Annotated in this window: 24 protein-coding genes; 10 read left to right on the top strand and 14 right to left on the bottom strand. The window is 73.6% G+C overall.

All coding sequences use genetic code 11. The features are described 5' to 3' along the window. Positions 1-189: 189 nt before the first annotated feature. Complete coding sequence (dinB, locus tag OEB99_RS07445; RefSeq protein ID WP_263509372.1) at positions 190-1,443, bottom strand: DNA polymerase IV; 1,254 nt, start codon at positions 1,441-1,443, stop codon at positions 190-192. Positions 1,444-1,519: 76 nt separating this feature from the next. Between dinB and OEB99_RS07440 the strand changes: the two genes are divergently transcribed. Then, positions 1,520-2,050: a hypothetical protein gene (locus tag OEB99_RS07440; RefSeq protein ID WP_263509370.1), complete on the top strand. Its 531-nt coding sequence runs from the start codon at positions 1,520-1,522 to the stop codon at positions 2,048-2,050. Between the two features lie 78 nt (positions 2,051-2,128). On the opposite strand, the gene OEB99_RS07435 is transcribed toward OEB99_RS07440, so the two are convergent. Next, positions 2,129-2,434 carry a helix-turn-helix domain-containing protein gene (locus OEB99_RS07435; RefSeq protein ID WP_263509369.1) on the bottom strand — a complete coding sequence of 102 codons (306 nt, stop codon included), beginning with the start codon at positions 2,432-2,434 and terminating at the stop codon, positions 2,129-2,131. A gap of 109 nt (positions 2,435-2,543) precedes the next feature. On the opposite strand from OEB99_RS07435, the gene OEB99_RS07430 reads away from it, so the two are divergent. From OEB99_RS07430 to OEB99_RS07420, 3 genes are read left to right on the top strand one after another with little or no spacing between them, the layout of a single operon-like run. Beyond that, positions 2,544-3,188, top strand: a complete 645-nt coding sequence (locus tag OEB99_RS07430; protein ID WP_263509368.1) for a hypothetical protein — start codon at positions 2,544-2,546, stop codon at positions 3,186-3,188. Between the two features lie 50 nt (positions 3,189-3,238). Beyond that, on the top strand, positions 3,239-4,420 hold the full coding sequence (locus OEB99_RS07425; RefSeq protein ID WP_263509366.1) for a CpaE/TadZ family protein: 1,182 nt from the start codon (positions 3,239-3,241) through the stop codon (positions 4,418-4,420). A gap of 4 nt (positions 4,421-4,424) precedes the next feature. Continuing rightward, a complete protein-coding gene (locus OEB99_RS07420; RefSeq protein WP_263509364.1) occupies positions 4,425-4,874 on the top strand; it encodes a DUF6912 family protein in 450 nt (149 codons plus the stop codon). A gap of 4 nt (positions 4,875-4,878) precedes the next feature. Here OEB99_RS07420 and hisN read toward each other — a convergent pair whose 3' ends face one another. The 4 genes from hisN to OEB99_RS07400 form a co-directional block, all read right to left on the bottom strand. After that, complete coding sequence (gene hisN / locus OEB99_RS07415; protein WP_263509363.1) at positions 4,879-5,682, bottom strand: histidinol-phosphatase; 804 nt, start codon at positions 5,680-5,682, stop codon at positions 4,879-4,881. A gap of 9 nt (positions 5,683-5,691) precedes the next feature. Continuing rightward, entirely contained in the window at positions 5,692-6,744 is a 1,053-nt protein-coding gene (gene rsgA, locus OEB99_RS07410) for a ribosome small subunit-dependent GTPase A (protein ID WP_263509362.1), read from the bottom strand. A gap of 21 nt (positions 6,745-6,765) precedes the next feature. Next, complete coding sequence (aroA, locus tag OEB99_RS07405; RefSeq protein ID WP_263509361.1) at positions 6,766-8,058, bottom strand: 3-phosphoshikimate 1-carboxyvinyltransferase; 1,293 nt, start codon at positions 8,056-8,058, stop codon at positions 6,766-6,768. 69 nt (positions 8,059-8,127) lie between these two features. Further along, positions 8,128-8,691, bottom strand: coding sequence for a DoxX family protein (locus OEB99_RS07400; protein ID WP_263509360.1), 564 nt, complete (start codon positions 8,689-8,691; stop codon positions 8,128-8,130). Between the two features lie 167 nt (positions 8,692-8,858). Between OEB99_RS07400 and OEB99_RS07395 the strand changes: the two genes are divergently transcribed. Beyond that, complete coding sequence (locus tag OEB99_RS07395; RefSeq protein ID WP_411910676.1) at positions 8,859-9,527, top strand: sigma-70 family RNA polymerase sigma factor; 669 nt, start codon at positions 8,859-8,861, stop codon at positions 9,525-9,527. After that, positions 9,524-9,775, top strand: coding sequence for a mycothiol system anti-sigma-R factor (gene rsrA, locus OEB99_RS07390; RefSeq protein ID WP_263509358.1), 252 nt, complete (start codon positions 9,524-9,526; stop codon positions 9,773-9,775). Before OEB99_RS07395 ends, rsrA begins: the two co-directional genes overlap by 4 nt. A gap of 89 nt (positions 9,776-9,864) precedes the next feature. Here rsrA and OEB99_RS19770 read toward each other — a convergent pair whose 3' ends face one another. Beyond that, complete coding sequence (locus tag OEB99_RS19770) at positions 9,865-9,939, bottom strand: 50S ribosomal protein bL37 (protein WP_411910675.1); 75 nt, start codon at positions 9,937-9,939, stop codon at positions 9,865-9,867. A gap of 99 nt (positions 9,940-10,038) precedes the next feature. On the opposite strand from OEB99_RS19770, the gene OEB99_RS07385 reads away from it, so the two are divergent. Next, positions 10,039-11,127: a type IV pilus twitching motility protein PilT gene (locus OEB99_RS07385; protein ID WP_263509356.1), complete on the top strand. Its 1,089-nt coding sequence runs from the start codon at positions 10,039-10,041 to the stop codon at positions 11,125-11,127. A 1-nt stretch (position 11,128) separates the two neighbouring features. On the opposite strand, the gene OEB99_RS07380 is transcribed toward OEB99_RS07385, so the two are convergent. Both OEB99_RS07380 and OEB99_RS07375 read right to left on the bottom strand, forming a co-directional pair. Next, positions 11,129-11,758 (bottom strand): GDSL-type esterase/lipase family protein, encoded by a 630-nt coding sequence (locus tag OEB99_RS07380; protein ID WP_263509354.1) that lies wholly within the window; start codon positions 11,756-11,758, stop codon positions 11,129-11,131. A 60-nt stretch (positions 11,759-11,818) separates the two neighbouring features. Continuing rightward, positions 11,819-11,971, bottom strand: a complete 153-nt coding sequence (locus OEB99_RS07375) for a hypothetical protein (protein WP_263509352.1) — start codon at positions 11,969-11,971, stop codon at positions 11,819-11,821. A gap of 93 nt (positions 11,972-12,064) precedes the next feature. Between OEB99_RS07375 and OEB99_RS07370 the strand changes: the two genes are divergently transcribed. Then, positions 12,065-13,042, top strand: a complete 978-nt coding sequence (locus OEB99_RS07370; RefSeq protein WP_263509349.1) for a GlxA family transcriptional regulator — start codon at positions 12,065-12,067, stop codon at positions 13,040-13,042. Positions 13,043-13,046: 4 nt separating this feature from the next. On the opposite strand, the gene OEB99_RS07365 is transcribed toward OEB99_RS07370, so the two are convergent. The 5 genes from OEB99_RS07365 to OEB99_RS07345 form a co-directional block, all read right to left on the bottom strand. Then, positions 13,047-16,967: a multifunctional oxoglutarate decarboxylase/oxoglutarate dehydrogenase thiamine pyrophosphate-binding subunit/dihydrolipoyllysine-residue succinyltransferase subunit gene (locus OEB99_RS07365; RefSeq protein WP_263509348.1), complete on the bottom strand. Its 3,921-nt coding sequence runs from the start codon at positions 16,965-16,967 to the stop codon at positions 13,047-13,049. Positions 16,968-17,206: 239 nt separating this feature from the next. After that, positions 17,207-18,022, bottom strand: coding sequence for an ABC transporter permease (locus tag OEB99_RS07360; protein WP_263509346.1), 816 nt, complete (start codon positions 18,020-18,022; stop codon positions 17,207-17,209). Further along, positions 18,019-18,987, bottom strand: coding sequence for an ATP-binding cassette domain-containing protein (locus OEB99_RS07355; protein ID WP_263509345.1), 969 nt, complete (start codon positions 18,985-18,987; stop codon positions 18,019-18,021). Before OEB99_RS07355 ends, OEB99_RS07360 begins: the two co-directional genes overlap by 4 nt. Positions 18,988-19,049: 62 nt before the next feature. Continuing rightward, positions 19,050-20,117, bottom strand: a complete 1,068-nt coding sequence (locus OEB99_RS07350) for a HAMP domain-containing sensor histidine kinase (protein WP_263509344.1) — start codon at positions 20,115-20,117, stop codon at positions 19,050-19,052. A 7-nt stretch (positions 20,118-20,124) separates the two neighbouring features. After that, the gene (locus tag OEB99_RS07345; RefSeq protein ID WP_263509342.1) at positions 20,125-20,844 is read right to left on the bottom strand and encodes a response regulator transcription factor; all 720 of its coding nucleotides are present in this window, start codon (positions 20,842-20,844) and stop codon (positions 20,125-20,127) included. Positions 20,845-20,887: 43 nt separating this feature from the next. On the opposite strand from OEB99_RS07345, the gene OEB99_RS07340 reads away from it, so the two are divergent. Next, entirely contained in the window at positions 20,888-22,228 is a 1,341-nt protein-coding gene (locus tag OEB99_RS07340; protein ID WP_411910668.1) for a hemolysin family protein, read from the top strand. Then, positions 22,225-23,286, top strand: a complete 1,062-nt coding sequence (locus OEB99_RS07335; protein WP_263509340.1) for a hemolysin family protein — start codon at positions 22,225-22,227, stop codon at positions 23,284-23,286. Before OEB99_RS07340 ends, OEB99_RS07335 begins: the two co-directional genes overlap by 4 nt. Positions 23,287-23,558 lie beyond the last annotated feature (272 nt).

Genomic DNA, 23,558 nt, shown 5'->3' with positions numbered 1-23,558 from the left:
TAGCGAGATCTTGATCGGTTCGGTGTGGTTGTGGACCACGAGTGTGCGGCCTGGGAGCCGTCGGGCGTCGAAGTGGCGCGCCGTCGTCGCACACCGTGCCCTGCACGGGCTTCGCGCTCGGGCCGGTTCTCGGGCCTCCTGCTCGGTCGTCGTGCTCGGATCTGCTCAGACCTCGTGCTCAGGTGTCGGTCAGACCTCGTGCTCGGCCAGCTCGCGGAACTCCTCCGGCACGAGGGCGTCGCGGCCGAGCACCGCGGGCGCGTACCCGACGGCGTCGCGGCCGAACCTCGCGCGGATGGCGTCGACCGATGCGTCCACGGCGCTGCGGGCAGCCCCGACCGACGACCCGGGGCGCCACGGGTCGGCGGGGCCGAGGTCGAGCTCGAGCTGGAGGTCTCGCTGCTCGGCGAGGTGCGAGACCCCGATCGACAACAGGGTGATCTCGGGTTCGCCGGTGCCGTCGATCGCGGCCCACGCCAGTCGCTCGGCCACCTCGGTCAGCGTGAGCGTCGCGGAGATCGGCGAGGCGAGGGTGAGCGACCGCGTGACCGAGCGGAGCCCGGCGAAGCGGACCCGTACGGTCACGGTGCGTCCGGCCCGACCCGCCTCTCGAAGTCGTCGCGCGACGCGGTCCGCGAGGTGGGTGAGCACGGCCCGGACCAGCTCCGGCGTCGGGGTCCGCCGACCCAGGGCCGACTGGGCGCTCACCGAGTGCGCCCGCGGCCGGCCGGTGACCCGGCGCGGGTCCTCGTCGTTGGCGCGCGCGTGGAGCGTGTGGCCCGAGGCGTGGCCGAGGATCCGCTGGAGGATCGGCGACGGAGTCTGCGCGAGCTGGCCGATGGTGCGGATCCCGCGCGCGGCGAGCCGCTCCTGCGTGACCGGCCCGACGCCCCAGATCAGGCCGACCGGGAGGGGGTCGAGGAAGGCGCGCTCGCCACCGAGCGGCACCACGACGAGCCCGTCGGGCTTCGCGACCTGCGAGGCGATCTTCGCGAGGTGCTTGGTCCGGGCGGCGCCCACCGAGATCGGCAGGCCCACCTCCTGCCGGACGCGGCGCCGGATCAGCGCGCCGATCGCGGCCGCGTCGCCGAACAGGTGCGTGGCGCCCGACACGTCGCAGAACGCCTCGTCGATCGAGATCCGCTCGACCAGGGGTGTCACGTCCGCGAGCACCGCCATCACACGGTCCGCGATCTCGGCGTAGCGGTGGAAGCTGCCGCCGACGAACACGAGCCCCGGGCACAGCTCGGCCGCCCGGCTGCCCGGCATGCCGCCGCTGACGCCGTAGGCCTTGGCCTCGTACGAGGCGGCGAGCACCACGCCGCCACGCGGGCTGCCTCCGACGGCGATCGGGCGTCCGCGCAGCACCGGGTCGAGCAGCTGCTCGACGGAGGCGTAGAACGCGTCGAGGTCGGCATGCAGGATCGTCGGGCCGTCAGCCACGATCCGAGCCTATCGAACATGTGTTCGAGTCGCGAGGGCCGGCCGAGACCCGGGCCGGAACCTCTACGGTGGTCCGATGCGCTGGGACGACCTCTTCGCCGACCTCGAGGGACGGCTCGATGCCGCCGAGATGCAGGAGCGCGCGGACGAGATCGCCGAGCGCACCCGCGCCGAGCGGGCCGGGGTCGCGCTCGCCGACCGGATCCGTGCCCATCGTGGTCCGGTCGACCTGGTGCTGCGCGACGGGCACCGGGTCTCGGGCGAGATCGCCGACGCCGCACCCGAGTGGGCGCTGCTGGCGGACGGCCCGCGCGAGCACCTCGTGCCGTTGACGGCGGTGGCCGTGCTCGGCGGCCTCACCGACAGCGCGGCCGCGGACGCGGGCCTCGTGCTGTCCAGGCTCCGCCTCGGCCACGCGTTGCGAGGCGTGGCGCAGGATCGAAGCCTGGTCCGCGCGCGGGTCGCGGGTCACGAGCTGGTCGGGCGGGTCGACGCGGTCGGCGTCGACCATCTCGACCTCGCCGAGGTCGCGCCGGACACGCTGCGGCCGACCGGGAGGCGGCGCGCCGTCGCGTTCGTCGCGCTCGACCTGGTGACCCGCGTCTGATCCGGGCGTGACGGGACCCGTTGATCCTCGGGCCGCACGGACCCGGGCGGGTCGCGCGGCCCGGGCCGGCCCGCCCCGTCAGGTGGTCGCGGCTCCACCGGGAGGGGGATCGAGCCGCTCGTCCGCGGGGGGCTGCTTGCCCGTCGTGCGGTCCACCGATCGCCGGTCGTCCTCGTCGGCGAGCTCGCGCGCGATCCGCTCGCGGGTCTCGGCGTACATCCGCTGGATGTACGCCTCCAGCTCGGTGTCCTCGACCCGCCACTGGTTGCGCCCGCCGACCTGGATCCCGCGCAGGTCACCGGAGTTGACCAGGGCGTAGGCCTGCGACATCGAGATGTTCAGTACCTCGCACACGTCGGTGAGCTTGAGGAAGCGGGCAGGCACGGCGCCAGTCTGGCACGTGGACGCCACCCGAACGTGTTGTCCACAGTGCGCCACGCGCCGGTTCCCCGCCCGGCATGATGGGGCGGCACGTCGATCTTCAGGGGGCAGGATGACGACATTGGTGAGCCCACCCGCGCTCAGGCTCCGCCGGCCGGGTTGGCGCGACCCGAGGCTGCTCACCGGCCTCGTACTGGTCGGGTTGTCGGTCGCGATCGGCGTCGGGGCGGTGAGCGCCGCGGGCCGGACCGTGCCGGTGCTGGCGACGACCGAGCCGTTGGTGCCCGGTGCCGCGCTCGACCCGGACTCGTTGGTGGTCCGCGACGTGCAGCTGTCCGAGTCCGCGGGGGCCTATCTGCGGCGGGACAGCGATCTCCTCGACCAGGACCTCGTCGTGGTGCGCACCGTCGGTGCCGGAGAGCTCGTCCCGGTGGCCGCGGTGGCCGGGGCCGCGGCGCTCGACCTGCGCTCGGTCGCCGTGGTCCCGTCCGGGGCGCTGTCCGCGGACGTCGTGCCGGGCGCTGCGGTGGACCTGTGGTTCGTGCCCGATCCCGACTCCGGGCAGCCACCCGAACAGCTCGCGGCCGACCTGACGGTCGCCGAGGTGAGCGACGGCGGCGGTGCATTGAGCATGACCGGCGCAGCGAGCGTGCACGTGCTCGTCCCGCTCGACCAGCTCGCCGGGGTGCTCGGCGCGCTCACCGGCGACGGGTCGGTCGAGGTGGTTCCGGTCACGGGCACGGTGCCCGGCCGGTGAGTCTCATCAGCACCGCACTGTGTGCCGTCCGGGGCGCTCAGGAGTCGGCGGTGGTCAGAGCCCTCGCCGGTGAGCCGACGCTCGAGGTGAGCCGACGGTGTGCCGACCTCGCCGAGCTGCTCGCATCGGCCGCGGCCGGGCTGGGGGACGTCGCGGTGGTCTCGGCCGACCTCGCCGGGCTGGACCGGGAGTCCGTCCGGCACCTGCACGGCTCCCAGTGCTGGGTGGTCGGCCTCGCCGACCCCGAGGCGGGGTGGTCGGTCGAACGAACCGAACGCCTCGGCGTGGACGCCGTCGCGCCCGTGGGCGAGCCGTCCGAGGCTCTCGCCGCCGTCCGGGGTGTGCTCGCCCGCGGGACGCGACCCGGCCAGCCGGCGGACCGGCCCGCCGAACCGGAACCCGCCGTGGCCGAGCCGGCGCCACGCACCGGGAGGCTGGTCGCGGTGTGGGGGCCGACCGGGGCGCCGGGACGTACCACGGTTGCGCTGGGTCTCGCCGAGGCCCTCGCCGAGCACGACTGCCTGCTGGTGGACGCCGACACCTACGGCGGAACCGTGGCCCCGATGCTCGGGCTGCTCGACGAGGCCCCGGGCGTCGCTGCGGCGTGCCGCGCCGCGGCCACCGGGCGCCTGGATCCGGCCGCGCTCGCCGCCCTCACGCCTCAGCTGGCGCCCGGGCTGCGGGTCCTGACCGGGATCAGCCGGCCCGAGCGCTGGACCGAGCTGCCGCCCGCGCACCTCGAGGAGGTCTGGGCCGCCGCTCGCGGCCTCGCCACCTGGACGGTCGTCGACTGCGGTTTCGGTCTCGAGCGCGACGAGGCCCTCAGCTACGACACGCGTGCCCCGCAGCGCAACGGCGCGACGCTCTCGGCACTCGCGGCCGCGGACGTGGTCGTCGCGGTCGGCGCCGCGGACCCGATCGGCATGCAGCGCCTGGTCCGCGGGCTGATGGACCTGGACGACCTCGAGCTGCCGGGCAGCCGAGTCGTCGCGGTCGGGCGGGTCCGGGCCTCGGTCGCCGGCTCGCGGCCCGCGGGGGCCATCCGGCACGCCCTCGCCCGGTACGCCGGCGTCGCCGACGCGCACCTGCTGGCCTGGGACCCGGCCGCCTGCGACGCCGCGGTGCTCGCGGGCCGCCTGCTCGGCGAGGTGGGTGCCGGACCCCTGCACCGAGACCTCGTCGCCCTCGCCGGTGCGGTGCGTTCCGCGGTGGGGGCTCGAGCGGCACACTGAGACCGTGCGCATCTACCTGCCCTCGTCCTTGGCCGAGCTCGCGGACCCGGACGGGCTCTCGCCGCGTGTCGTGCACGCCGTGACACCGGCGCTGCGTGCGGCGCTGCCCGACGAGGACGAGGAGGGCCTGGAGTTCTCCGCTCAGCTGCTCGCCGCCGACGACAGCCTCGAGCGACTCGCGGACGCGCCGCCACGCCGCGTCGTCGTGGCGGCTGACGTGCCCGAGGACGCCGTCGCTCCGCTCGCCGACGACGACGCGGTCCCGAGTGCGGTGCAGCTGGTGACAGCCGTCGCCTGGGACGACGTGGCGTGCGCGCACGTCGACGAGCCCGGGGCCGCGGCCGAGGTCACCGCGGCGCTCGCCGGTGACGACGACGCGGCGGAGCGACTCGTCGAGCGCGACCTGCTCTGGTACGACGTGAGCGAGCTCGCGGCGCTGGCGCGGCAGGCCTGAGCGCTCAGATCGACGGCTGGAGCAGGTCGACCACCTGCTGGTGCAGCCGGCCGTTGGTGGCCACCGCGTTGCCGCCGAACGGACCGGGCTCGCCCTCCAGCGAGGTGAACATCCCGCCGGCCTCGGTGACGATCGGCACGAGGGCCGCCATGTCGTGCAGCGCGAGCTCGGGCTCGGTCGCGATCTCGACAGCGCCCTCGGCGACCAGGCAGTAGGACCAGAAGTCCCCGTACGCCCGGGTGCGCCAGACCGTCCGGGCCAGGTGCAGGAAGCCCGGCAGCCGTCCGGTGGCCTCCCAGCCCGAGAGCGAGGAGTACGACAGCGACGCGTCGACCAGGTCGTTCACGCGCGACACGTGCACCTGGGTCGCCGAGGCGAGCGACCGCCCGGTCCAGGCGCCGGCGCCCTTGGCCGCCCACCACCGCCGGCCCAGCGCGGGTGCGCTCACCACGCCGAGCACCGGCTCGCCGTCGTCCAGCAGGGCGAGCAGCGTCGCCCACACCGGCACCCCGCGCACGAAGTTCTTGGTCCCGTCGATCGGGTCGACGACCCACTGCCGCGAGCCGGTGCCGGTGCGACCCATCTCCTCCCCGATGACCGCGTCGCGGGGCCGCGCGCGGGCGAGCTGGGCGCGCACGACCCCCTCGGCGTTCCGGTCGGCATCGGTGACCGGCGTGGTGTCCGGCTTGGACTCGACGACGAGGTCCTGAGCCTTGAAGCGGGACATCGTCAGGCCGTCCACCTGGTCGGCGATGACGTGCGCGAGTCGCAGGTCGTCGTCGTAGCGCGTGGACCGGGGGGCGCTCATGCCAGCACGCTAGCGTGCCGGCTCGTTCTCGCCCGCGCGGGACGCCAGGAGTCGCCGAAGTGAGTCGAGTCGTTCGGTCCGCGCGGTGCGATCGGCGTCCTCGGCCTCGTCGACCCAGTCGTCCAGCGCGCAGTCCGGTGCGTCCGCGGCATGCGTGCAGCCGCGTGGGCATCGTTCCTCGGCGATCGCGGCCAGGTCCTCGAACGCGGCGAGGATCCGGTCGGGGTCGACGTGAGCGAGGCCGAACGACCGCACGCCCGGGGTGTCGATGACCCAGCCCTCGGGTGTGCCGTCGCCGTCCCGCAGCCGCAGCGCCACGGCCGAGGACGACGTGTGCCGGCCGCGACCGGTCACGTCGTTGACCGAGCCCGTGGCCCGCGCGGCCTCCGGCACCAGGGCGTTCACCAGGGTCGACTTGCCCACCCCGGAGTGCCCGACCAGCACCGAGGTGCGCCCGCGCAGCCTGGTGCGCACGTCGTCCAGGCCCTCGACCCGTTCGCGACCGTCGCTCTCGTCGCGGCCCACGACGACGGTCTGGACGCCGAGCGGCGCGTACATCGCGACCAGGGCGGCAGGGTCGGCCAGGTCGGACTTGGTCAGGCAGAGCAGGACGTCCATGCCCGCGTCGTACGCCGCCACGACGCACCGGTCGATCAGCCGGGTACGCGGGGGCGGGTCCGCGAGCGCCGTCACGACGACGAGCTGGTCGGCGTTGGCGACGATCACGCGCTCCACCGGGTCGGTGTCGTCCGCGGTGCGGCGCAGCACCGTGCGCCGGTCGGCGATCCGGACGATCCGGGCCAGCGAACCCTCCCGGCCCGTGGTGTCACCCACCACGTCCACCTCGTCGCCGGGCACCACGCGGGTGCGACCGAGCTCGCGTGCCTTCATCGCGAGCACCTCGACCTCGGCGTCGAGCATGAGCAGCGTGTAGCGACCGCGGTCGACACCGGTGACCAGGGCTCGCTCCGCATCGGCGTGCTCGGGGCGTTGCTTGGTGCGTGGCCTGGAGCCGCGTCCCGGGCGGACCCGGACGTCGCTCTCGTCGTAGTGGCGCCTCACCGGCTCACCGCCCGCGGCTGCTCATGGTGTCCCGGCGTGACGGCCCAGCATGGCGTCCCACATCCCGGTGAACCCCGGCAGGGTCTTGCGCGTGGTCTCGACGTCCACGACCTCGACCCCGGGGACGCGCAGCCCGACGAGGGCACCCGTCGTCGCCATCCGGTGGTCGTGGTACGTCTGCCAGGTCCCGCCACGCAGCGCGCGGGGCGTGATCACCAGGCCGTCGGCGGTCTGCTCGGCCTGGCCACCGAGCCGGGTCAGCTCGGTGGCGAGCGCCGCGAGCCGGTCCGTCTCGTGCCCGCGCATGTGCGCGATGCCGCGCAGCCGGCTCGGCCCGTCCGCGAGGAGCGCGAGGCCCGCGACCGTCGGGGCCAGCTCGCTCGCGTCGTGCAGGTCGACGTCGAGGCCGTGCACGGCGCCGGTCCCCGACACCGCGAGGACGTCGCCGTCCCGGTCGACGCGCCCGCCCATCCGGGTCAGCAGGTCCGGGAGCAGGGCGCCGGGTTGCGTCGTCTCGGTGGGCCAACCCGGCACCCGGACCGTGCCACCTGCGACCAGCGCGGCCGCGAGGAACGGTGCGGCGTTGGAGAGGTCGGGCTCGATCCGGACGTCGCGGGCGGCGATCGGACCGGGGGCGACGTGCCAGATGAACGGCCGGGAGTCGTCCACCTGCACACCCGACTCGCGGAGCACCGCAACGGTCATCTCGATGTGCGGCAGGCTCGGCAGGCTCGCCCCCGTGTGCCGGAGCAGCAGCCCGCCCGGGAGTCGTGGGGCGGAGAGCAGCAGCCCGGAGACGAACTGCGACGAAGCGCTCGCGTCCAGGTCGACGCTGCCGCCGCGGGCCGGGCCGCGCACCGTGAAGGGCAGCGTCCCGCGGCCGTCGTCGTCGACCCGGACGTCGAGCGCCCGCAGGGCGGTCAGGACCGGGGCCATCGGCCGGACCCGCGCCTGTGCGTCCCCGTCGAACAGCACCGGCCCGCGGCCGAGCGCCGCGACCGGCGGCAGGAACCGCATCACGGTCCCGGCGAGCCCGCAGTCCACGCGCACCGGCTCGGCCGGTGCGCCGTCGCCCGCGCCGGTCCGGATCGGGGTGACCTCCCAGCGGCTGCCGTCCGCGCGCACCTCGGCGCCGAGCGCGCGCAGCGCACCGGCCATCAGCTCGGTGTCACGCGAGGCGAGTGCGCCGTGCAGCACGCCGGGGCCGTCGGCCAGCGCGGCGAGGACCAGGTACCGGTTGGTCAGCGACTTGGAGCCGGGCACCTCGACGGTGGCGTCGAGCGGCTGCGGGGCCACGGGCGCTGACCAGGTCATGCGCGCAGGGTACCGAGCCGACGGGGCTGTGGCGCTGAGGTGACCGCGTCGGGGTGGTGCAGCAGGGTCTCAGGCGGAGCGCCTGGCCGCCGCGACGGCGTCCTTCGCCTCGCGGCGCGCGGTGGCGATCGCGTCCTTCGCGTCGCGCTGGGCGTCCGCGACGACCCGCTGCGCGTCACGCACGATCGCGCGGTCGACCTTGGCGTGCTCGATGCGCCATGCCATCGACGGGCGGCCTTCGTGGTCGATCCCGGCCAGCAGCGCGCCGCCGAGCATCGACACCGAGCGCCAGAACGCGCCCTTGTCCGCGCCGGCGGCCTTGGCGGCGGGGCCGATCGGCGCGTTCGCGAGCACGAGCGGGGCGGTCAGCCCGGCCAGCGCGAGCGCCGCGGAGCGCGGTGCCTTGCCGATCGCGAGCAGGGCTGCGGCGATCGCCATCGCTCCGCCGTGGGCCCGGACCACCCAGGTGAGCGTGCGGTCGTCCGGTGCGTCGGGGAGCCCGAGCCGGTCCTGCACGGCGCCCCACGTCGCGCGGACCCGGGTGGCGTGGTCGGCAGGCTTGCGCGCCGCCTGCCAGCCCTCGACGGCGAACCAGGTGGCGAATGCTGACCTGGCGACCCGGCGGATGAGCATGCGTGTGCCTCCCTCACGTGGTGTGCCCACGCTAACGCGTCGATCGGGCTCCAGCACGAGAACCGGACCAGATCCGGACCGGATCCGCACGAGGGTCGCGCCCGGCCGGCGCGAGAGCCCCGGGAATGCCGGGGGCGCGCGCAGGTGTTGTGCTGCTCGTGAGTGTGATGTGTGCCCCGCCGCGTGCGGGGACCTGGACCGGTCTAGGCTCGTGGCCGATGACCGAGGAGACCAGCCGCGCACCCGTGGACGAGGCCGCAGCCGAGCGAGCCGCCCGCTTCGAGGCGGAGGCGCTCGTCTACGTCGACCAGCTCTACTCCGCCGCGCTCCGGATGACGCGCAACCCGACCGACGCCGAGGACCTGGTCCAGGAGACGATCGCCAAGGCCTTCGCCGCGTTCCACCAGTACAGGCCGGGCACCAACCTGAAGGCCTGGCTCTACCGGATCCTGACGAACACCTTCATCAACACCTATCGCAAGAAGCAGCGCGAGCCGCAGGAGTCCTCCGGCGAGGAGATCGAGGACTGGCAGATCGCGCGCGCCGCTTCGCACACGTCCACGGGCCTGCGCTCGGCCGAGGCGGAGGCGCTCGACGCCCTGCCGGACTCCGACGTCAAGGAGGCTCTGGCGGCGATCGGGGAGGACTTCCGGATGGCTGTCTACCTGGCCGACGTCGAAGGGTTCTCCTACAAGGAGATCGCCGAGATCATGGGCACGCCGATCGGCACCGTGATGTCGCGGCTGCACCGGGGGCGCCACCAGCTGCGGGAGCTGCTCACCGACTACGCGCGCGAGCGTGGTCTGGTCCCGGCCGCCGAGGGAGGCAGGTCGTGAGCGACGAGGTGAACTGCGCGGAGGCGCTCGCCAAGCTGTTCGACTTCCTCGACGCGGAGATCTCCGAGCTCGACGGGGATCGCATCCGCGCGCACCTGGCGGACTGTGACGGCTGCCTGCACGAGTACGACATCGAGGACCATCTCAAGGCGTTGGTCCGGCGCTCCTGCAAGGAGGCCGCTCCGGCCGAGCTGCACGTGCGGATCCGCCAGCAGCTCACCGTGCTGCGCACCCGCCTGGAGCCCTGACGCGGTCCTGGACCGACGGTGTGAACCCGCGGTCCTGACCGACCGGTGAGACGCGAACGGGCGACGGGATGATCCCGTCGCCCGTCAGCTCAGGCGTTCGGACGCCTGCCGTGGTTCGCGGCGTTGCCCTTGCGGCCCCGACGCTTGCGGCCTCGCTTGCTCATGGTGGCTCCCTTCGAAGCGGCGTCCATGGTCCCACACCCGGCGGGATGCTACGACCACGGATCCTCAAGTCGCGGCGTGCCGCTTCCGATGTGTGGAGCGTGACCGCGAAGCCTCAGTCCGTGATCCCGCTGCTGCACGCCCTGGTCTCCAGCGGCGGCTCCGACCTGCACTGCAAGGTGGGTTCCCCGCCCCGGCTGCGGGTCGACGGCCGCCTGCGCCGGCTCCAGGTGCCCGAGCTGCACCCCGACGACACCGCGGCGATGGTGGCCGAGGTGATGCCGGCAGCGCTGGTCGACGAGTTCGCCCAGACGCACGAGGCGGACTTCGCGTACTCGCTGTCCGGCGTCGGCCGGTTCCGGGTGAACGCCTACCAGGCCCGGGGCACGGCCGGCCTGGTGTTCCGGCGCGTCGCGGTCGGGTCGCAGACCCTGGTCGAGCTCGGGATCCCGGAGGTGGTCGGCGAGCTTGCCCTCGAACCTCGCGGTCTGGTGCTCGTCACGGGGCCGACCGGCTCCGGCAAGACGACGACGCTGGCCTCGTTGGTGGACCTCGTGAACACCTACAAGGAGGTCAACATCGTCACGATCGAGGACCCGATCGAGATCCTGCACTCGGACAAGAAGGCGATCGTGTCGCAGCGCGAGGTGCGCTACGACACCGCAGACTTCACGGTCGCGCTGCGCGCCGCGATGCGGCAGGACCCGGACGTGATCCTGGTCGGTGAGATGCGTGACACGGAGACGGTGCGTGCGGCCCTGTCGGCCGCCGAGACCGGTCACCTCGTGATGTCGACGCTGCACACGATCGACGCCCAGGAGACGGTCAACCGCATCGTCGACTTCTTCCCGCCGCACGAGCAGAAGCAGATCCGTGCAGCGCTCGCGCAGTCGCTGCGCGGCATCGTCTCCCAGCGGCTGGTGCGCCGTGCCGACGGCGCGGGGCGGGTCGCGGCGGTCGAGGTGATGGTGAACACCGGCCGGACGGCCGAGGCGATCGTGGAGCCCGCCGACAACCCGCCGATCGTCGACCTGATCGCCGAGGGTGAGTACTCCAAGATGCAGACCTTCGACCAGCACCTGTTCGCGCTGGTCCGCGACGGCGTCGTGACCTACGACGACGCCTGCTCGATCGCGACCAACCCGCACGACCTCACCGTGACGTTGCGTGGGGCGGGCGTCGAGCTCTGACTCAGACGTCGTCGGGCAGGCCGAGCCACCGGGACCAGCCGGTGTGCAGCACGAGCCACGCCATCAGGCCGTAGCCGACCTGGCCGGGCGTCGCTCCGTCGCCGTCCGCCATGTCGGCCAGCCACTGGTCGTGCTGGGCCAGTGGCCCGTAGGTCTCGACGTAGGGCACGCGTCGCCGCCCGGACACGTCGGCGAACGCGGAGGACAGCTCGGCCTGCGCGTCGGGGTCGGCGAGCGTGGTGGGCGGCGGGCCGACCACGAAGCAGGCGATCCGTCGTTGGTCGGCCACGTCGAGGATGTTGGCCAGGTTGAGCCGGCTGCGGGCCAGGGAGACGCCACCGGCGAGGTCGGCGCGACCGAGCGCGACCACCATGAGGTGACCGTGCTCCGGCTCGGGGGTCAGCAGGCGGGGCGTGACCTCGTGCTCCCAGCGCTGCGCGAGCGATGTGGTGGTCTCACCGGGGACCGCGAGGGTGAGGAAGGTCGGCCGCGGTTCCTCGGGGGTGCGTGCCGCGACCCGGCCGACCCAGCCGAGCCCCCGCGGGTCGCCCGCGCCGGCGACCAGCTCGTCGCCGACGACCACGATGCGTCGCGCGCCGTCCACCGTGCCCTCCTCGTCCGGACCCCGCACGGAGCCCCGTCCAGTCTGGCGGACGGGGGGTCGCCGGGGCGGGACCGACGCGCGGCGTGCTCAGCGCGGCGGGAGGCCGGTGAGCCGGTCGTCCCAGGCCGGGTGGGAGCGCGGCGGCGTGTGCCCCCGGCCGTCGGCCTGGATCACGCGGGCCAGCGCGACGGTGAGGGCGATCAGGAGCAGCAGGGCCAGGATGGCGAAGGTCATGGTCATGGCAGATATCGTGCGTTGAGCAAGATTCCGCCACCAGTGGCAGAAGAGACATGCTGCGTCGATTTTCCGCCACAACTGTGCCAGGATCGGCCCATGCTCCGATCCGTCGCCGTCCTGGTCCTGCCGAACGTCGCACCGTTCGAGCTGGGGGTCGCCTGCGAGGTCTTCGGGATCGACCGCAGCGACACCGACGGGCCGTCGTTCGACTTCCGGCTCGTCACACCGCGGCCCGGGCCGGTGCCGACCAAGCTCGGCTTCGACGTCGTGGTGCGGGACGGCCTGGCGGCGGCGGCGGGGGTGGACCTCGTGTTGGTCCCCGCCTACGGCCCGGACACGCCCCTGGATCCCGAGGTCGTGGAGCTGCTCAGGTCCACGCACGCGCGCGGCGCCTGGCTGCTGAGCGTGTGCAGCGGCGCCTTCGCCCTCGCGCGGGCCGGCCTGCTGGACGGGCGGCGGTGCACGACGCACTGGATGTACAGCGACACGCTCGCCCGCGACTACCCGCGGGCTGAGGTCGACCCGGGTGTGCTCTACGTCGAGGACGACCGGGTCGTGACGAGCGCGGGCACCGCGGCCGGCGTGGACGCCTGCCTGCACCTGGTGCGGCGCGAGCTCGGCGCAGCGGCGGCCTCGGCCATCGCACGCCGGATGGTCGTCCCCCCGCACCGGGACGGTGGACAGGCACAGTTCATCGACGTGCCCGTGCCACGCTGCACCGGGCCGCTGGCCGACGTGCTCGCCTGGGCGGAGGTGAACCTCGACGACGAGCTCTCCGTGCCGCGCCTGGCCGCGCGCGCACACATGTCGGAGCGAACCTTCGCCCGGCGGTTCCGCGCCGAGGTCGGCACCACGCCCGCCGCCTGGGTGAACCGGTTGCGCCTGCGCCGGGCGCAGGAGCTCCTCGAGCGCACCGACCTCGCCGTGGAGGACATCGCGCACCGGTCCGGCTTCGGTGGCGCGGCCGCGCTGCGGCACCACTTCGCCGCCGAGCTGGGCACCAGCCCGCAGGCCTACCGCCGCACCTTCTGCGGTGCGGAGTGCGCCGAGGAGGACGAACCCGCGTCCGCCTGACGGCTCAGCGGGCGAACGCCTGCTCGACGATCGCCCGCTGCTCCGCGGCGTGCACCTTGGCCGACCCGGCGGCCGGCGAGGCCGAGCCGGGCCGCGAGACCCGTCGCACGTCGCGGTTCAGGGACCGCGGCAGACGCACCTTGATGAACGACCAGGCGCCCTGGTTCGACGGCTCCTCCTGGACCCAGACCAGCTCGGCGTCGCCGTACCCGGCGATCGCCTCGGCGATCGCCGCGCGGTCCAGCGGGTACAGCTGCTCGAGCCGGATGATCGCGGTGCGGGTGTCGCCGATCTTCTCGCGGTGGGCCAGCAGGTCCCAGTACACCTTCCCGGTGCACATCAGGACGCGGTCCACCGCGGCGTCGGCGGGCAGCCGCTCCTCGGGGATCACCGTGCGGAAGGTGCCGGTGGCGAAGTCCGCCACGGCCGACGTCGCGGCCTTGAGCCGCAGCATCGACTTCGGCGTGAACACCACGAGCGGGCGCCGCGGCCGCTGGTACGCCTGCCGCCGCAGCAGGTGGAAGTACGACGCCGGTGTGGTCGGCATCGCGACCGTGAGGTTCTGCTCGGCGGACATCTGCAGGTAGCGCTCGATCCGGGCCGACGAGTGGTCCGGGCCTTGACCCTCGAAGCCGTGCGGCAGGAGCAGCACGACCGAGGAGCGCTGACCCCACTTCTGCTCGGCCGACGAGATGAACTCGTCGATGATCGTCTGGGCGCCGTTCGCGAAGTCGCCGAACTGTGCCTCCCACAGCACGAGCGCGTCGGGCCGCTCGATCGAGTACCCGTACTCGAAGCCCATCGCGGCGAACTCGGACAGGGACGAGTCGTACACCCAGAACTTGCCCTGGTCCGCGGACAGGTAGAGCAGCGGGGTCCACTCGGCGCCGGTCTTGCGGTCGTGCAGCACGGCGTGGCGCTGGACGAACGTGCCGCGCCGGCTGTCCTGCCCGGCCAGGCGCACCGGGGTGCCCTCGACGAGCAGCGAGCCGAACGCGAGCAGCTCGCCGAAGCCCCAGTCGACACCGCCCTCGCGGGACATCTGCTCGCGCGTCTCGAGCAGCTTGACCAGCTTCGGGTGCACCGTGAAGCCCTCCGGCGGGCGCACCTGCGCACGGCCGATCCGGGCGAGCACGGCGGGGTCGACGGCGGTCTGCCAGCCGACCATGGTGCCGGCGTCCTCGAGCTGGGCCTCGGGCCGCTCCAGGCCGGCGACCGGCTCGCTCTCCGGGGCGGGGGTGTAGACCTCGCGGGTCTCGGCGAAGACCCGCTCGAGCTCGCCCTGGTAGTGCGCGAGCGCCTCGGCCGCCTGGTCGACCGTGATGTCGCCCCGGCTGACCAGCGACTCGGTGTAGATCTTGCGGGCCGAGCGCTTGGCCTCGATGAGGTTGTACATCAGCGGCTGGGTCATCGACGGGTCGTCGCCCTCGTTGTGGCCGCGTCGGCGGTAGCAGATCATGTCGATGATCACGTCGCGGTCGAACTGCTCGCGGAAGTCGAACGCGAGCTCGGCGACCGCGACACAGGCCTCCGGGTCGTCCCCGTTGACGTGGAAGATCGGCACCTGCAGGCCCTTGCCGATGTCCGTGCAGTAGGTCGTCGAGCGCGACGACGACGGTCCGGTCGTGAAGCCCACCTGGTTGTTCACGATGACGTGGACCGTGCCGCCGGTGCGGTAGCCGCGCAGCTGCGCGAGGTTCAGCGTCTCGTACACCACGCCCTGGCCGGCGAACGCCGCGTCGCCGTGGATCAGCACCGGGAGCACCGAGAAGCCGTCGCCGCCGAGGTCGATCCGGTCCTGCTTGGCGCGCACGATGCCCTCGAGCACCGGGTTGACGGCCTCGAGGTGGGACGGGTTCGCGGCGAGGTACACGCTGGTCGTCGCGCCGGACTCGGCGGTGAACACGCCCTCGGTGCCGAGGTGGTACTTGACGTCGCCCGAGCCCTGCACCGAGCGCGGGTCGGCGTTGCCCTGGAACTCCGCGAAGATCTGCGAGATCGACTTGCCGGCGAGGTTCGCCAGGACGTTGAGCCGGCCGCGGTGCGACATGCCGATCGCGACCTCGTCCAGGCCGTTCTCGGCCGCCCGTGACAGGACGGCGTCGAGCAGCGGGATGAGCGACTCGCCGCCCTCGAGCGAGAAGCGCTTCTGCCCGACGTACTTGGTCTGCAGGAACGTCTCGAACGCCTCGGCCGCGTTGAGCCGGCGCAGGATCCGCAGCTGGTCCTCGCGCGGCGTGCGTGCGTAGCCCGCCTCGAGCCGCTCCTGCAGCCAGCGCCGCTGCCGGGGGTCCTGCAGGTGCATGTACTCGGCGCCCACGCTGCGGCAGTACGAGTCGCGCAGCAGCCCGAGGATGTCGCGCAGCGTCGCCTTGGGCTTGCCCGTGAAGCCCGCGGTCGGGAAGACCCGGTCGAGGTCCCACAGGGTCAGGCCGTGGTTCTGGATGTCCAGGTCCGGGTGGCGGCGCTGGCGGTAGGCCAGCGGGTCCGTCTCGGCCATCAGGTGGCCGCGCGAGCGGTAGGCGTGGATCAGCTCGGCGATCCGGGCCGGCTTCGCCAGCTCCGCGTCGATGTCGACCGTGTTGTCGCGCACCCAGCGCACCGGCTCGTACGGCACCCGCAGGGCCGCGAAGACGCGGTCGTAGAAGCCGCCCTCGCCGAGCAGCTTCGCGCCGATCACCCGCAGGAAGTCACCGGACTGGGCGCCCTGGATGATCCGGTGGTCGTAGGTCGAGGTGAGGGTGAGGACCTTGGAGACGCCGAGCCGCGCGAGCTGCTCGTCGGAGGCGCCCTGGAACTCCGCGGGGTAGTCCATCGCACCGACCCCGACGATCGTGCCCTGCCCCTGCATCAGGCGTGGCACCGAGTGCACGGTGCCGATGGTGCCGGGGTTGGTCAGGCTGATCGTCGTGCCGGCGAAGTCGTCCGGCGTGAGCTTCGCGTTGCGGGCCCGCCGGACGATGTCCTCGTAGGCGGCGACGAACTGGTCGAAGTCGAGGGCGTCGGCACCCTTGATGTTCGGCACCAGGAGCTGCCGGGTGCCGTCCGGCTTCGCGAGGTCGATCGCGAGGCCGAAGTTGACGGTGCCGGGGTCGACGACGGCCGGCTTGCCCTCCTGCGGCGCGTAGCCGAAGTTCATCTGCGGGACCTCGGCGAGCGCCTCGACGATCGCGTACCCGATCAGGTGGGTGAACGACACCTTGCCGCCGCGGGTGCGGCTGAGGTGGTTGTTGATCACGGTCCGGTTGTCGACGAGCAGCTTCGCCGGAACGGCGCGCACCGAGGTCGCGGTCGGGACCTCGAGGCTCGACTCCATGTTCGCGACGACCCTCGCCGCCGGGCCGCGGAGTCGCTCGACGGTCGGCTCGGGCTTGGCGCCCGGGTGCTCGAGGCGGGAGGCCGGCGGGTTCGCGTAGGCGGCGGTCGCCGGGACCGCGCTCGCGATGGGGCCGGTGAGGGCCGGCACGTCCGGCTGTCGCGGCGTCGTCGGCACCGCCTGACCGGGCGCGCGCTCGGCGCGCGGCTCGGGTTCGGGTGCCGTGTCGGCGGGCGTCGTGGCGGGCCTGGTGGAGGCCGTCGCGGGTGCGGCCGTGGCCGCCGTCGCCGTCGCCGGCCCGGTGGCCGGTGCCGGGGGAGCGGCGGGCGCGGGGGCCTGCGCGCGGACCGTGCCGTCGGGCGAACCTGCCCCGGCCGCGGGGGTCGCGGGAGCGGCCGCGTCGCCGTTGCCCCGTTCCACGGTCGCCGTGTCGCGCGCGGGGTCCGCGGTGGTCGTCGCACCGCGTGGCGTGTAGTCCTCGAAGAAGTCCCACCAGGCCGGGTCGACCGAGTCCCGGTCGGCCTTGTACTGCTCGTAGAGCTCGTCCACGAGCCACTGGTTCGCGCCGAACGCCGCCCGCATGGCGTCGCTGCCTGTCTGCTGGGACACCGAGTGCCTCTTCCACCCCGGACCTTCGACCGTTGCCACGGCCGTCTTTGCCGTCTCAGCCTAGGCCACGGGCGACGCCGTCGCCCGCTCGACGACGCGTGCCGTCCGGCTCGCGAGAGCGGGCCCCGCAATGCCCCCTGACCTGGCAACACGCTGGCAAAGGTGGGCCGGTCCAGGCCAAGTCCGAGGCCGCGAACGGCAATGCCCGCACCGCGCCGATCATGAGCGCGGACGAGCGTTCACGTGACGTCGCGGCGCAGCGTGGTCACGCGGCCGATCACGGCGAGCAGCAGACCGTAGCCGAGCAGGACGAGCAGGCCCTGCCACCAGGCGAGCAGATCACCGGCGCCGAGCGAGCTGTACAGGCTCGCCCCGGTGATCGCCTCGCCCGCCGCTCCGGGCAGGAAGCGCGCGATCCCGGACGTCGGCTCGTTCACCGCGAGCAGCATCCGCAGCAGCGGCTCCACGAACTGCGTGAAGGCGAGCAGCACCACGACCGCGCCGACCTGGCTCGGCACCGCCGCGCCGAAGCCGACACCCACGGCGGTCCAGACGGTCAGGGCCAGCACCGTCAGGCCGAGGGTGCGCAGCACCTCCGGGTCCGTGAGCAGGGTCGGCTCGCCCCGCAGGGCGAGGACGGCCGCGCCACCCAGCACGGTGCTGGCCGCGCCCGCGAGCCCGAACAGGACGCCGACCGGCACCGTCGCGAGCGCCTTGGCGCCGAGCACGAGCGTCCTTCGTGGCTCGGCGAGGAACGTGGGCGTGAGGGTCAGGTGCCGGAACTCGCCGGTCACCGACAGGGCGCCGACCACGACCGGGAACACGTAGCCGAGGGCGGCGGACAACGAGTACACGGTGCGGGCGACGTCGGCGGGGTCGAGCTCCGGTGCCGGGGAAGCCCCGGGCATGCCCGTGCTCGCCGCGCCCGGGGCGCTGAGCACGTAGCCCATCGTCGCGCCGAGGAACGCCATGTAGCCGGCCATGACGAGCAGCAGCACCCACCACAGGCGGGTCGTGACGAGCTTGCGGTACTCGGTGCGCAGGGCCGCGATCATGCCGCCACCTCGCCCGAGCCCTCGGCCCGGTGGCGTCCGCCGCCGCTGCCGTTCGCCCCGCTACCGGTGAGGTTCAGGAACACGTCCTCCAGGCCGACGTCACGCGGGCTCAGCTCGTGCAGCTCGAGCCCGGCGGCGAACGCGGCCGCGCCGACCTCCGCGCCGTCCACGTCGGTGAGCATGACGGCGTCCGGTCGATCGGGCACCGGCTCGGCGGCCAGCGGCCAGTGCTCCGCGACCAGCCGGTCCAGTCCGGCGCGGTCGGGCGAGGCGACCAGGACGCGCCGTCCCGCCAGCTCGGCCAGGCCCGCCATGTCGGAGGCGTGCACGAGCCGGCCGCGAGCGATGATCACCACGTCGTCGACGGTCTGCTGGACCTCGGAGAGCACGTGGCTGGAGACCAGCACGGTCCTGCCCTGCCCCGCGAGGTGGCGCAGGAAGCCGCGCAGCCAGGCGATGCCCTCGGGGTCCAGGCCGTTGGCCGGCTCGTCGAGCAGCAGCACACCGGGGTCGCCGAGCAACGTCGCGGCGAGTCCGAGCCGCTGGCGCATCCCCATCGAGAAGCCGCCGGCCCGGCGGTTCGCGACCGGCGAGAGCCCGACGATCTCGAGGACCTCGTCGCACCGGGAGTCCGGCACCCCGACCTGCGGCGCGTAGACCCGCAGGTGGTCCCGGGCCGAGCGTCCGGGGTGGAAGCTGGACGCCTCGAGCGCCGCGCCGACCAGCCGACCCGGGTGGTCGAGCTCTGAATAGCGCTGGCCGCCGATCGTGGCCGTGCCCGAGGTCGGGGCCACCAGGCCGAGCAGCGTGCGCAGGGTCGTGGTCTTGCCGGCGCCGTTCGGTCCGAGGAACCCGGTGACCCGGCCGGGGTGGACGGTGAACGAGAGATCGTCCACCGCTCGCACCGGGCCGAACGTCTTGACCAGGTGATCGACCCGCACGACTCGTGCGTCGCTGTCACTCACGCGCTCACGGTAGCGACCGCGGGGCCGACCCGGGGCGTGAATTCCGGGTCACCGACCCGTGGTCAGCCCCTCGACCGGAGCGCCACCTCGGCGGGCAGGCGCACCCGCATGTCGCACCCGCGCGCGGAGTCCGCCACCTCGATGGTGCCGCCGTGCAGCGTCACGGCCCAGCGAGCGATCGCGAGGCCGAGCCCCGTCCCGCCGGTGCTGATCTGACCGGTGATCGCCGGCACGTTGCCCCGCGTGAACCGCTCGAAGACCCTCGTGCGGTCCTCCTTCGGGATGCCGGGACCCTGGTCGATCACGTCGAGCACGACGTCGCGGCCCTCCCTGGCCCCCATCACCCGCACCACGCCGCCGCGGGGGGAGTGCCGGACGGCGTTCTGCAGCAGGTTCGCCAGGACCTGGTGCAGGCGCTGGGAGTCCGCGGGGACCGCGAGGTCCGCGGGCTCGACGTCCACCTCGAAGGTGAGGCCCTTGCTCGGTGCGACCAGCCGCGCGGCCGCGACGGCCTCGTCGCACAGCGTGGCGACCTCGACCGGCGCGATGTCGAGCGCCACGGCACCCGCCTCGAGCCTCGACAGGTCGAGCAGGTCGGTGACCAGCCGGCCGAGACGCTCGGTCTGGGCCAGCGCCGCGTTCAGGGTCTCGGGATCGGCCGGGCTCACGCCGTCCACCATGTTCTCCAGCTGGGCCTGCAGCGCCGCCACCGGCGTGCGCAGCTCGTGCGAGACGTTGGCGACCAGCTCACGGCGCAGCGTGTCGGCCTGCTCGAGGTCCTCGGCCATGGTGTTGAACGCGCGCGCGAGCTGGCCCACCTCGTCGCGGCTGGACTGGGTGACCCGACGCGAGTAGTCACCCGCCGCCATGGCCCGAGCCGCCGCGGTCATCTCGCGCAGCGGCGAGGTCATGCCCCGGGCCAGGATCTGCACCGCGACGAGGGACACGAGCACCGCGAGCGGCAGCGTCCAGCGCGGCCCGAGGAAGTTGCGCAGCCCGATCCAGGTGACCAGCACGCCGAGCGTCACGGTGGCAGTGACCAGCACCCCGAGCTTGATCTTGATCGAGGAGAACGGGTCCAGCGGGCGCACGTCGAGCCGTCCGCGTCCGTGCCGCGGCGCGTTCACCATCTCCTGCTCACTCCCCGGCAGGTTCGAACGCGTACCCGACGCCGTGGACGGTCCGGATCAGGTCCGCTCCGAGCTTGCGCCGCAGGGCCTTGACGTGCGAGTCGACCGTGCGGGTGCCGCTCGCGTCGACCCAGTCCCACACGTCGGCGAGCAGCTTCTCGCGGGTCAGCACCGTGCGCGGCGTGGCGGCCAGCGTGACCAGCAGGTCGAACTCGGTGGGCGTGAGGTGGACCGGGACACCGTCGCGGGAGACCCGGCGCTGCGCGCGGTCGATCACCACGTCACCGAGCTGCTGCGGCGGCAGCGCGGTGGTCGTGCTGGCCAGCTGGGAGGCGCGGTCCACCCGGCGCAGCAGCGCCTTGGTCCGCGCCACGAGCTCGCGCATCGAGAACGGCTTGGTGAGGTAGTCGTCGGCCCCGACCCCGAGCCCGACCAGCATGTCCGTCTCGTCGTCCCGCGCGGTGAGCATGATGACCGGCACGGGTCGCTCGGCCTGCACCCGGCGGCACACCTCGAGGCCGTCCATGCCGGGCAGCATCACGTCCAGCACGATGAGGTCGGGCTGGAGCCGGGCCGCGTCGGCCACGCCGGTCGGGCCGTCCGCGGCGACCTCGACCTGCCAGCCCTCGGCGCGCATCCGGTGCGCGACAGCGGTGGAGATTGCGGGCTCGTCCTCGACGACGAGCACGAGGGGAACCGAGCGGCTCCCTGCGACGTTGCCATCCATGCGCTCAGGGTGTCACACCCGGTTATGCTCACCCCACGACGACTTGCTGGAGGCCCGCCACGTGCTGAGCGAGTGGCTCCTGGTGCTGCTCGGGGTGATCCTCACCGTGGGCACCGCCATCTTCGTGGCCGCGGAGTTCGCCCTGGTCACGCTCGACCCCGGCGTCGTCGACCACGAGCTCGAGGAGAAGCAGGACCGGCCGGGGCTCAAGGTGCGGCGCGCACTGCAGACGCTGTCCACCCAGCTGTCCGGCGCACAGGTCGGCATCACCGCGACCACGATCCTGCTCGGCTACACCACGCAGCCGGCGCTCGCGCGGCTGCTGGAGAGCGTGTTCGGCGGGTTCAGCGCCGCGGTCGCGGCCGGGCTGGCCGCGACGCTCGCGCTGGTCCTGGTGAACGGCTTCTCGATGCTGTTCGGCGAGCTCGTGCCGAAGAACCTCGCGCTGTCGGTCCCGATGGCGACCGCCCGGACGGTCGCGCCGGCCCAGCTGGCGTTCACGGCGGCGCTGCGCCCGGTGATCGCGGTGCTCAACGGCACCGCGAACACCGTCTTGCGGCGCTTCGGCGTCGAGCCGCGCGAGGAGCTCTCGGGCGGTCGGTCGCCGATGGAGCTCGTGGCGCTGGTGCGCAGGTCCGCCGAGGTCGGGACGCTCGACGAGGGCACGGCCGAGCTGATCGCCAACTCGATCGAGCTGGACACCCTCACTGCCGTGGACGTGATGACCGACCGGACCCGGATGGCGGTGGTCGAGCGCGACGACAGCGCTGCGGACGTGGTCGAGGCGGCCCGGCGCACCGGGCACTCCCGCTTCCCGGTGATCGACGGCTCGCGGGACGACGTGGTGGGCCTCGTGCACCTGCGTCGCGCCGTCGCGGTGCCCTACGACCGGCGTGCCGACGTCCCGGCGGCGGCGCTGATGGACCCGGCCCCGCGGGTGCCCGAGACGGTGCGGCTCGGGCCGCTGCTCGTCGAGCTGCGCGAGCACGGCATGCAGATGGCCGTGGTGGTGGACGAGTACGGCGGCACGGCGGGCGTCGTGACCCTCGAGGACGTCGTGGAGGAGATCGTCGGCGAGGTCGTCGACGAGCACGACCCGGCGCGGGCCGGCGTGTACCGGCTCGGCGCGGGCTGGTCGGTGCCGGGCCTGCTGCGCCCCGACGAGCTCGCCGAGGAGGTCGGGGTCACGCTGCCGGAGGACGCGGCCTACGAGACCCTCGGCGGGCTCGTGATGGCGCGGCTCGGCCGGATCCCGTCGACCGGGGACACCCTCGACATCGACGGCGTGCGGCTCACCGTGCAGCAGATGGACGGTCGACGGGTCGCCCGGCTCAGCGTCCGCGACGAGCGTCCCGCACCGTCCGACGACGGGGGGATGCCGTGAGCACCGGAGTCGCCCTCGCCCTCGGTGTCGCGCTGCTCCTGGGGAACGCGTTCTTCGTCGGCGCGGAGTTCGCGATCATCTCGGCGCGCCGCAGCGCGATCGAGCCGCTCGCCCGCGCCGGTTCGCGCCGGGCCCGTGTGGTGCTCTGGGCGATGGAGCACGTGTCGCTGATGCTCGCCTGTGCCCAGCTCGGCATCACCGTGTGCTCGACGTCGCTCGGTGTCGTGGCCGAGCCCGCGATCGCCCACGCGATCGAGGACCCGCTGACCGCGATCGGCCTGCCGATCGCGGCGGTGCACACGGTTGCGTTCCTGGTCGCCCTGTCGATCGTCGTGTACCTGCACGTGGTCTTCGGCGAGATGGTCCCGAAGAACCTCGCGGTCGCGGGTCCGGACCGGGCGGTGCTGTGGTTCGGACCGCCGCTGGTCGGGATCGCGCGCGTGGTGCGGCCGGTCATCGTCGCGCTCAACTGGCTCGCGAACCACCTGCTGCGCCAGTTCGGCGTCGAGCCGAAGGACGAGGTCGCCTCCGCGTTCACCGCCGAGGAGGTCCACTCGATCGTGGAGCGTTCGCAGGCCGAAGGCCTGCTCGACGACGCGCACGGTCTGCTCACCGGCGCCATCGAGTTCTCCGACCGGACGGCGGCGGACGTCATGGTCCCGATCGGTGGGCTGGTCGCGGTCGGCCCGGGCGCGACGGCCGCCGACGTCGAACGTGAGGTCGCGCACACCGGGTTCAGCCGGTACCCGGTCACCGACGCGGCGGGCGAGCCGGTCGGCTACCTGCACCTCAAGGACGTGCTGTACGCCGGAGCGGAGGATCGTGAGCAGCCGATCCCGACGTGGCGGGTCCGCGACCTCGCGAGGGTCGCGCCCGGCGACGAGGTCGAGGATGCGCTCGCGGCGATGCAGCGCTCCGGGTCGCACCTCGCGCGGGTGGTCGACGACGCCGGGACGACGCTCGGCGTGGTGTTCCTCGAGGACATCCTCGAGGAGCTGGTCGGCGAGGTGCGCGACGCGATGCAGCGTGGCCGGCTGGGCCGACCGACGGAGTCTTGAAACGTTTGGGCCGTTCGGCCCTGGCCGCGGTCCGTGGCTCTTGATCAGGGACGTGTGACCCGTGTCGTCCCAGGAAATGTGACGAATGCGACGTCGCCCGTGCTTGGTTGGTGAGACATCGACCCGTTACTGTTTCGTAATCACCCGGCCGGCCCCCCAACCGTGAGTCGCCATGGCCGTCGGGACACGACGACGACACGGTGAGACGGAGACCAGGTGAAGCACGGGCAGTCCCCCTCGGACGCTCCTGCCTCCCGTCGTGATCTCCACCC

The organism is Actinotalea endophytica (genome assembly GCF_025717005.1).
Classification (GTDB): Bacteria; Actinomycetota; Actinomycetes; order Actinomycetales; family Cellulomonadaceae; genus Actinotalea.
This window is presented reverse-complemented; position numbering and strand designations above follow the sequence as displayed.

Coding starts and splice junctions, on each gene's coding strand:
- OEB99_RS07360 (WP_263509346.1), bottom strand. CDS start 18,022: ATGATCGCGGCCCTGCGCACCGAGTACCGCAAGCTCGTCACGACCCGC.
- aroA (WP_263509361.1), bottom strand. CDS start 8,058: ATGACCTGGTCAGCGCCCGTGGCCCCGCAGCCGCTCGACGCCACCGTC.
- OEB99_RS07370 (WP_263509349.1), top strand. CDS start 12,065: ATGCTCCGATCCGTCGCCGTCCTGGTCCTGCCGAACGTCGCACCGTTC.
- OEB99_RS07375 (WP_263509352.1), bottom strand. CDS start 11,971: ATGACCATGACCTTCGCCATCCTGGCCCTGCTGCTCCTGATCGCCCTC.
- OEB99_RS07430 (WP_263509368.1), top strand. CDS start 2,544: ATGACGACATTGGTGAGCCCACCCGCGCTCAGGCTCCGCCGGCCGGGT.
- OEB99_RS07400 (WP_263509360.1), bottom strand. CDS start 8,691: ATGCTCATCCGCCGGGTCGCCAGGTCAGCATTCGCCACCTGGTTCGCC.
- OEB99_RS07440 (WP_263509370.1), top strand. CDS start 1,520: ATGCGCTGGGACGACCTCTTCGCCGACCTCGAGGGACGGCTCGATGCC.
- OEB99_RS07350 (WP_263509344.1), bottom strand. CDS start 20,117: ATGGTGAACGCGCCGCGGCACGGACGCGGACGGCTCGACGTGCGCCCG.
- hisN (WP_263509363.1), bottom strand. CDS start 5,682: ATGAGCGCCCCCCGGTCCACGCGCTACGACGACGACCTGCGACTCGCG.
- OEB99_RS07345 (WP_263509342.1), bottom strand. CDS start 20,844: ATGGATGGCAACGTCGCAGGGAGCCGCTCGGTTCCCCTCGTGCTCGTC.
- OEB99_RS07395 (WP_411910676.1), top strand. CDS start 8,859: ATGTGTGCCCCGCCGCGTGCGGGGACCTGGACCGGTCTAGGCTCGTGG.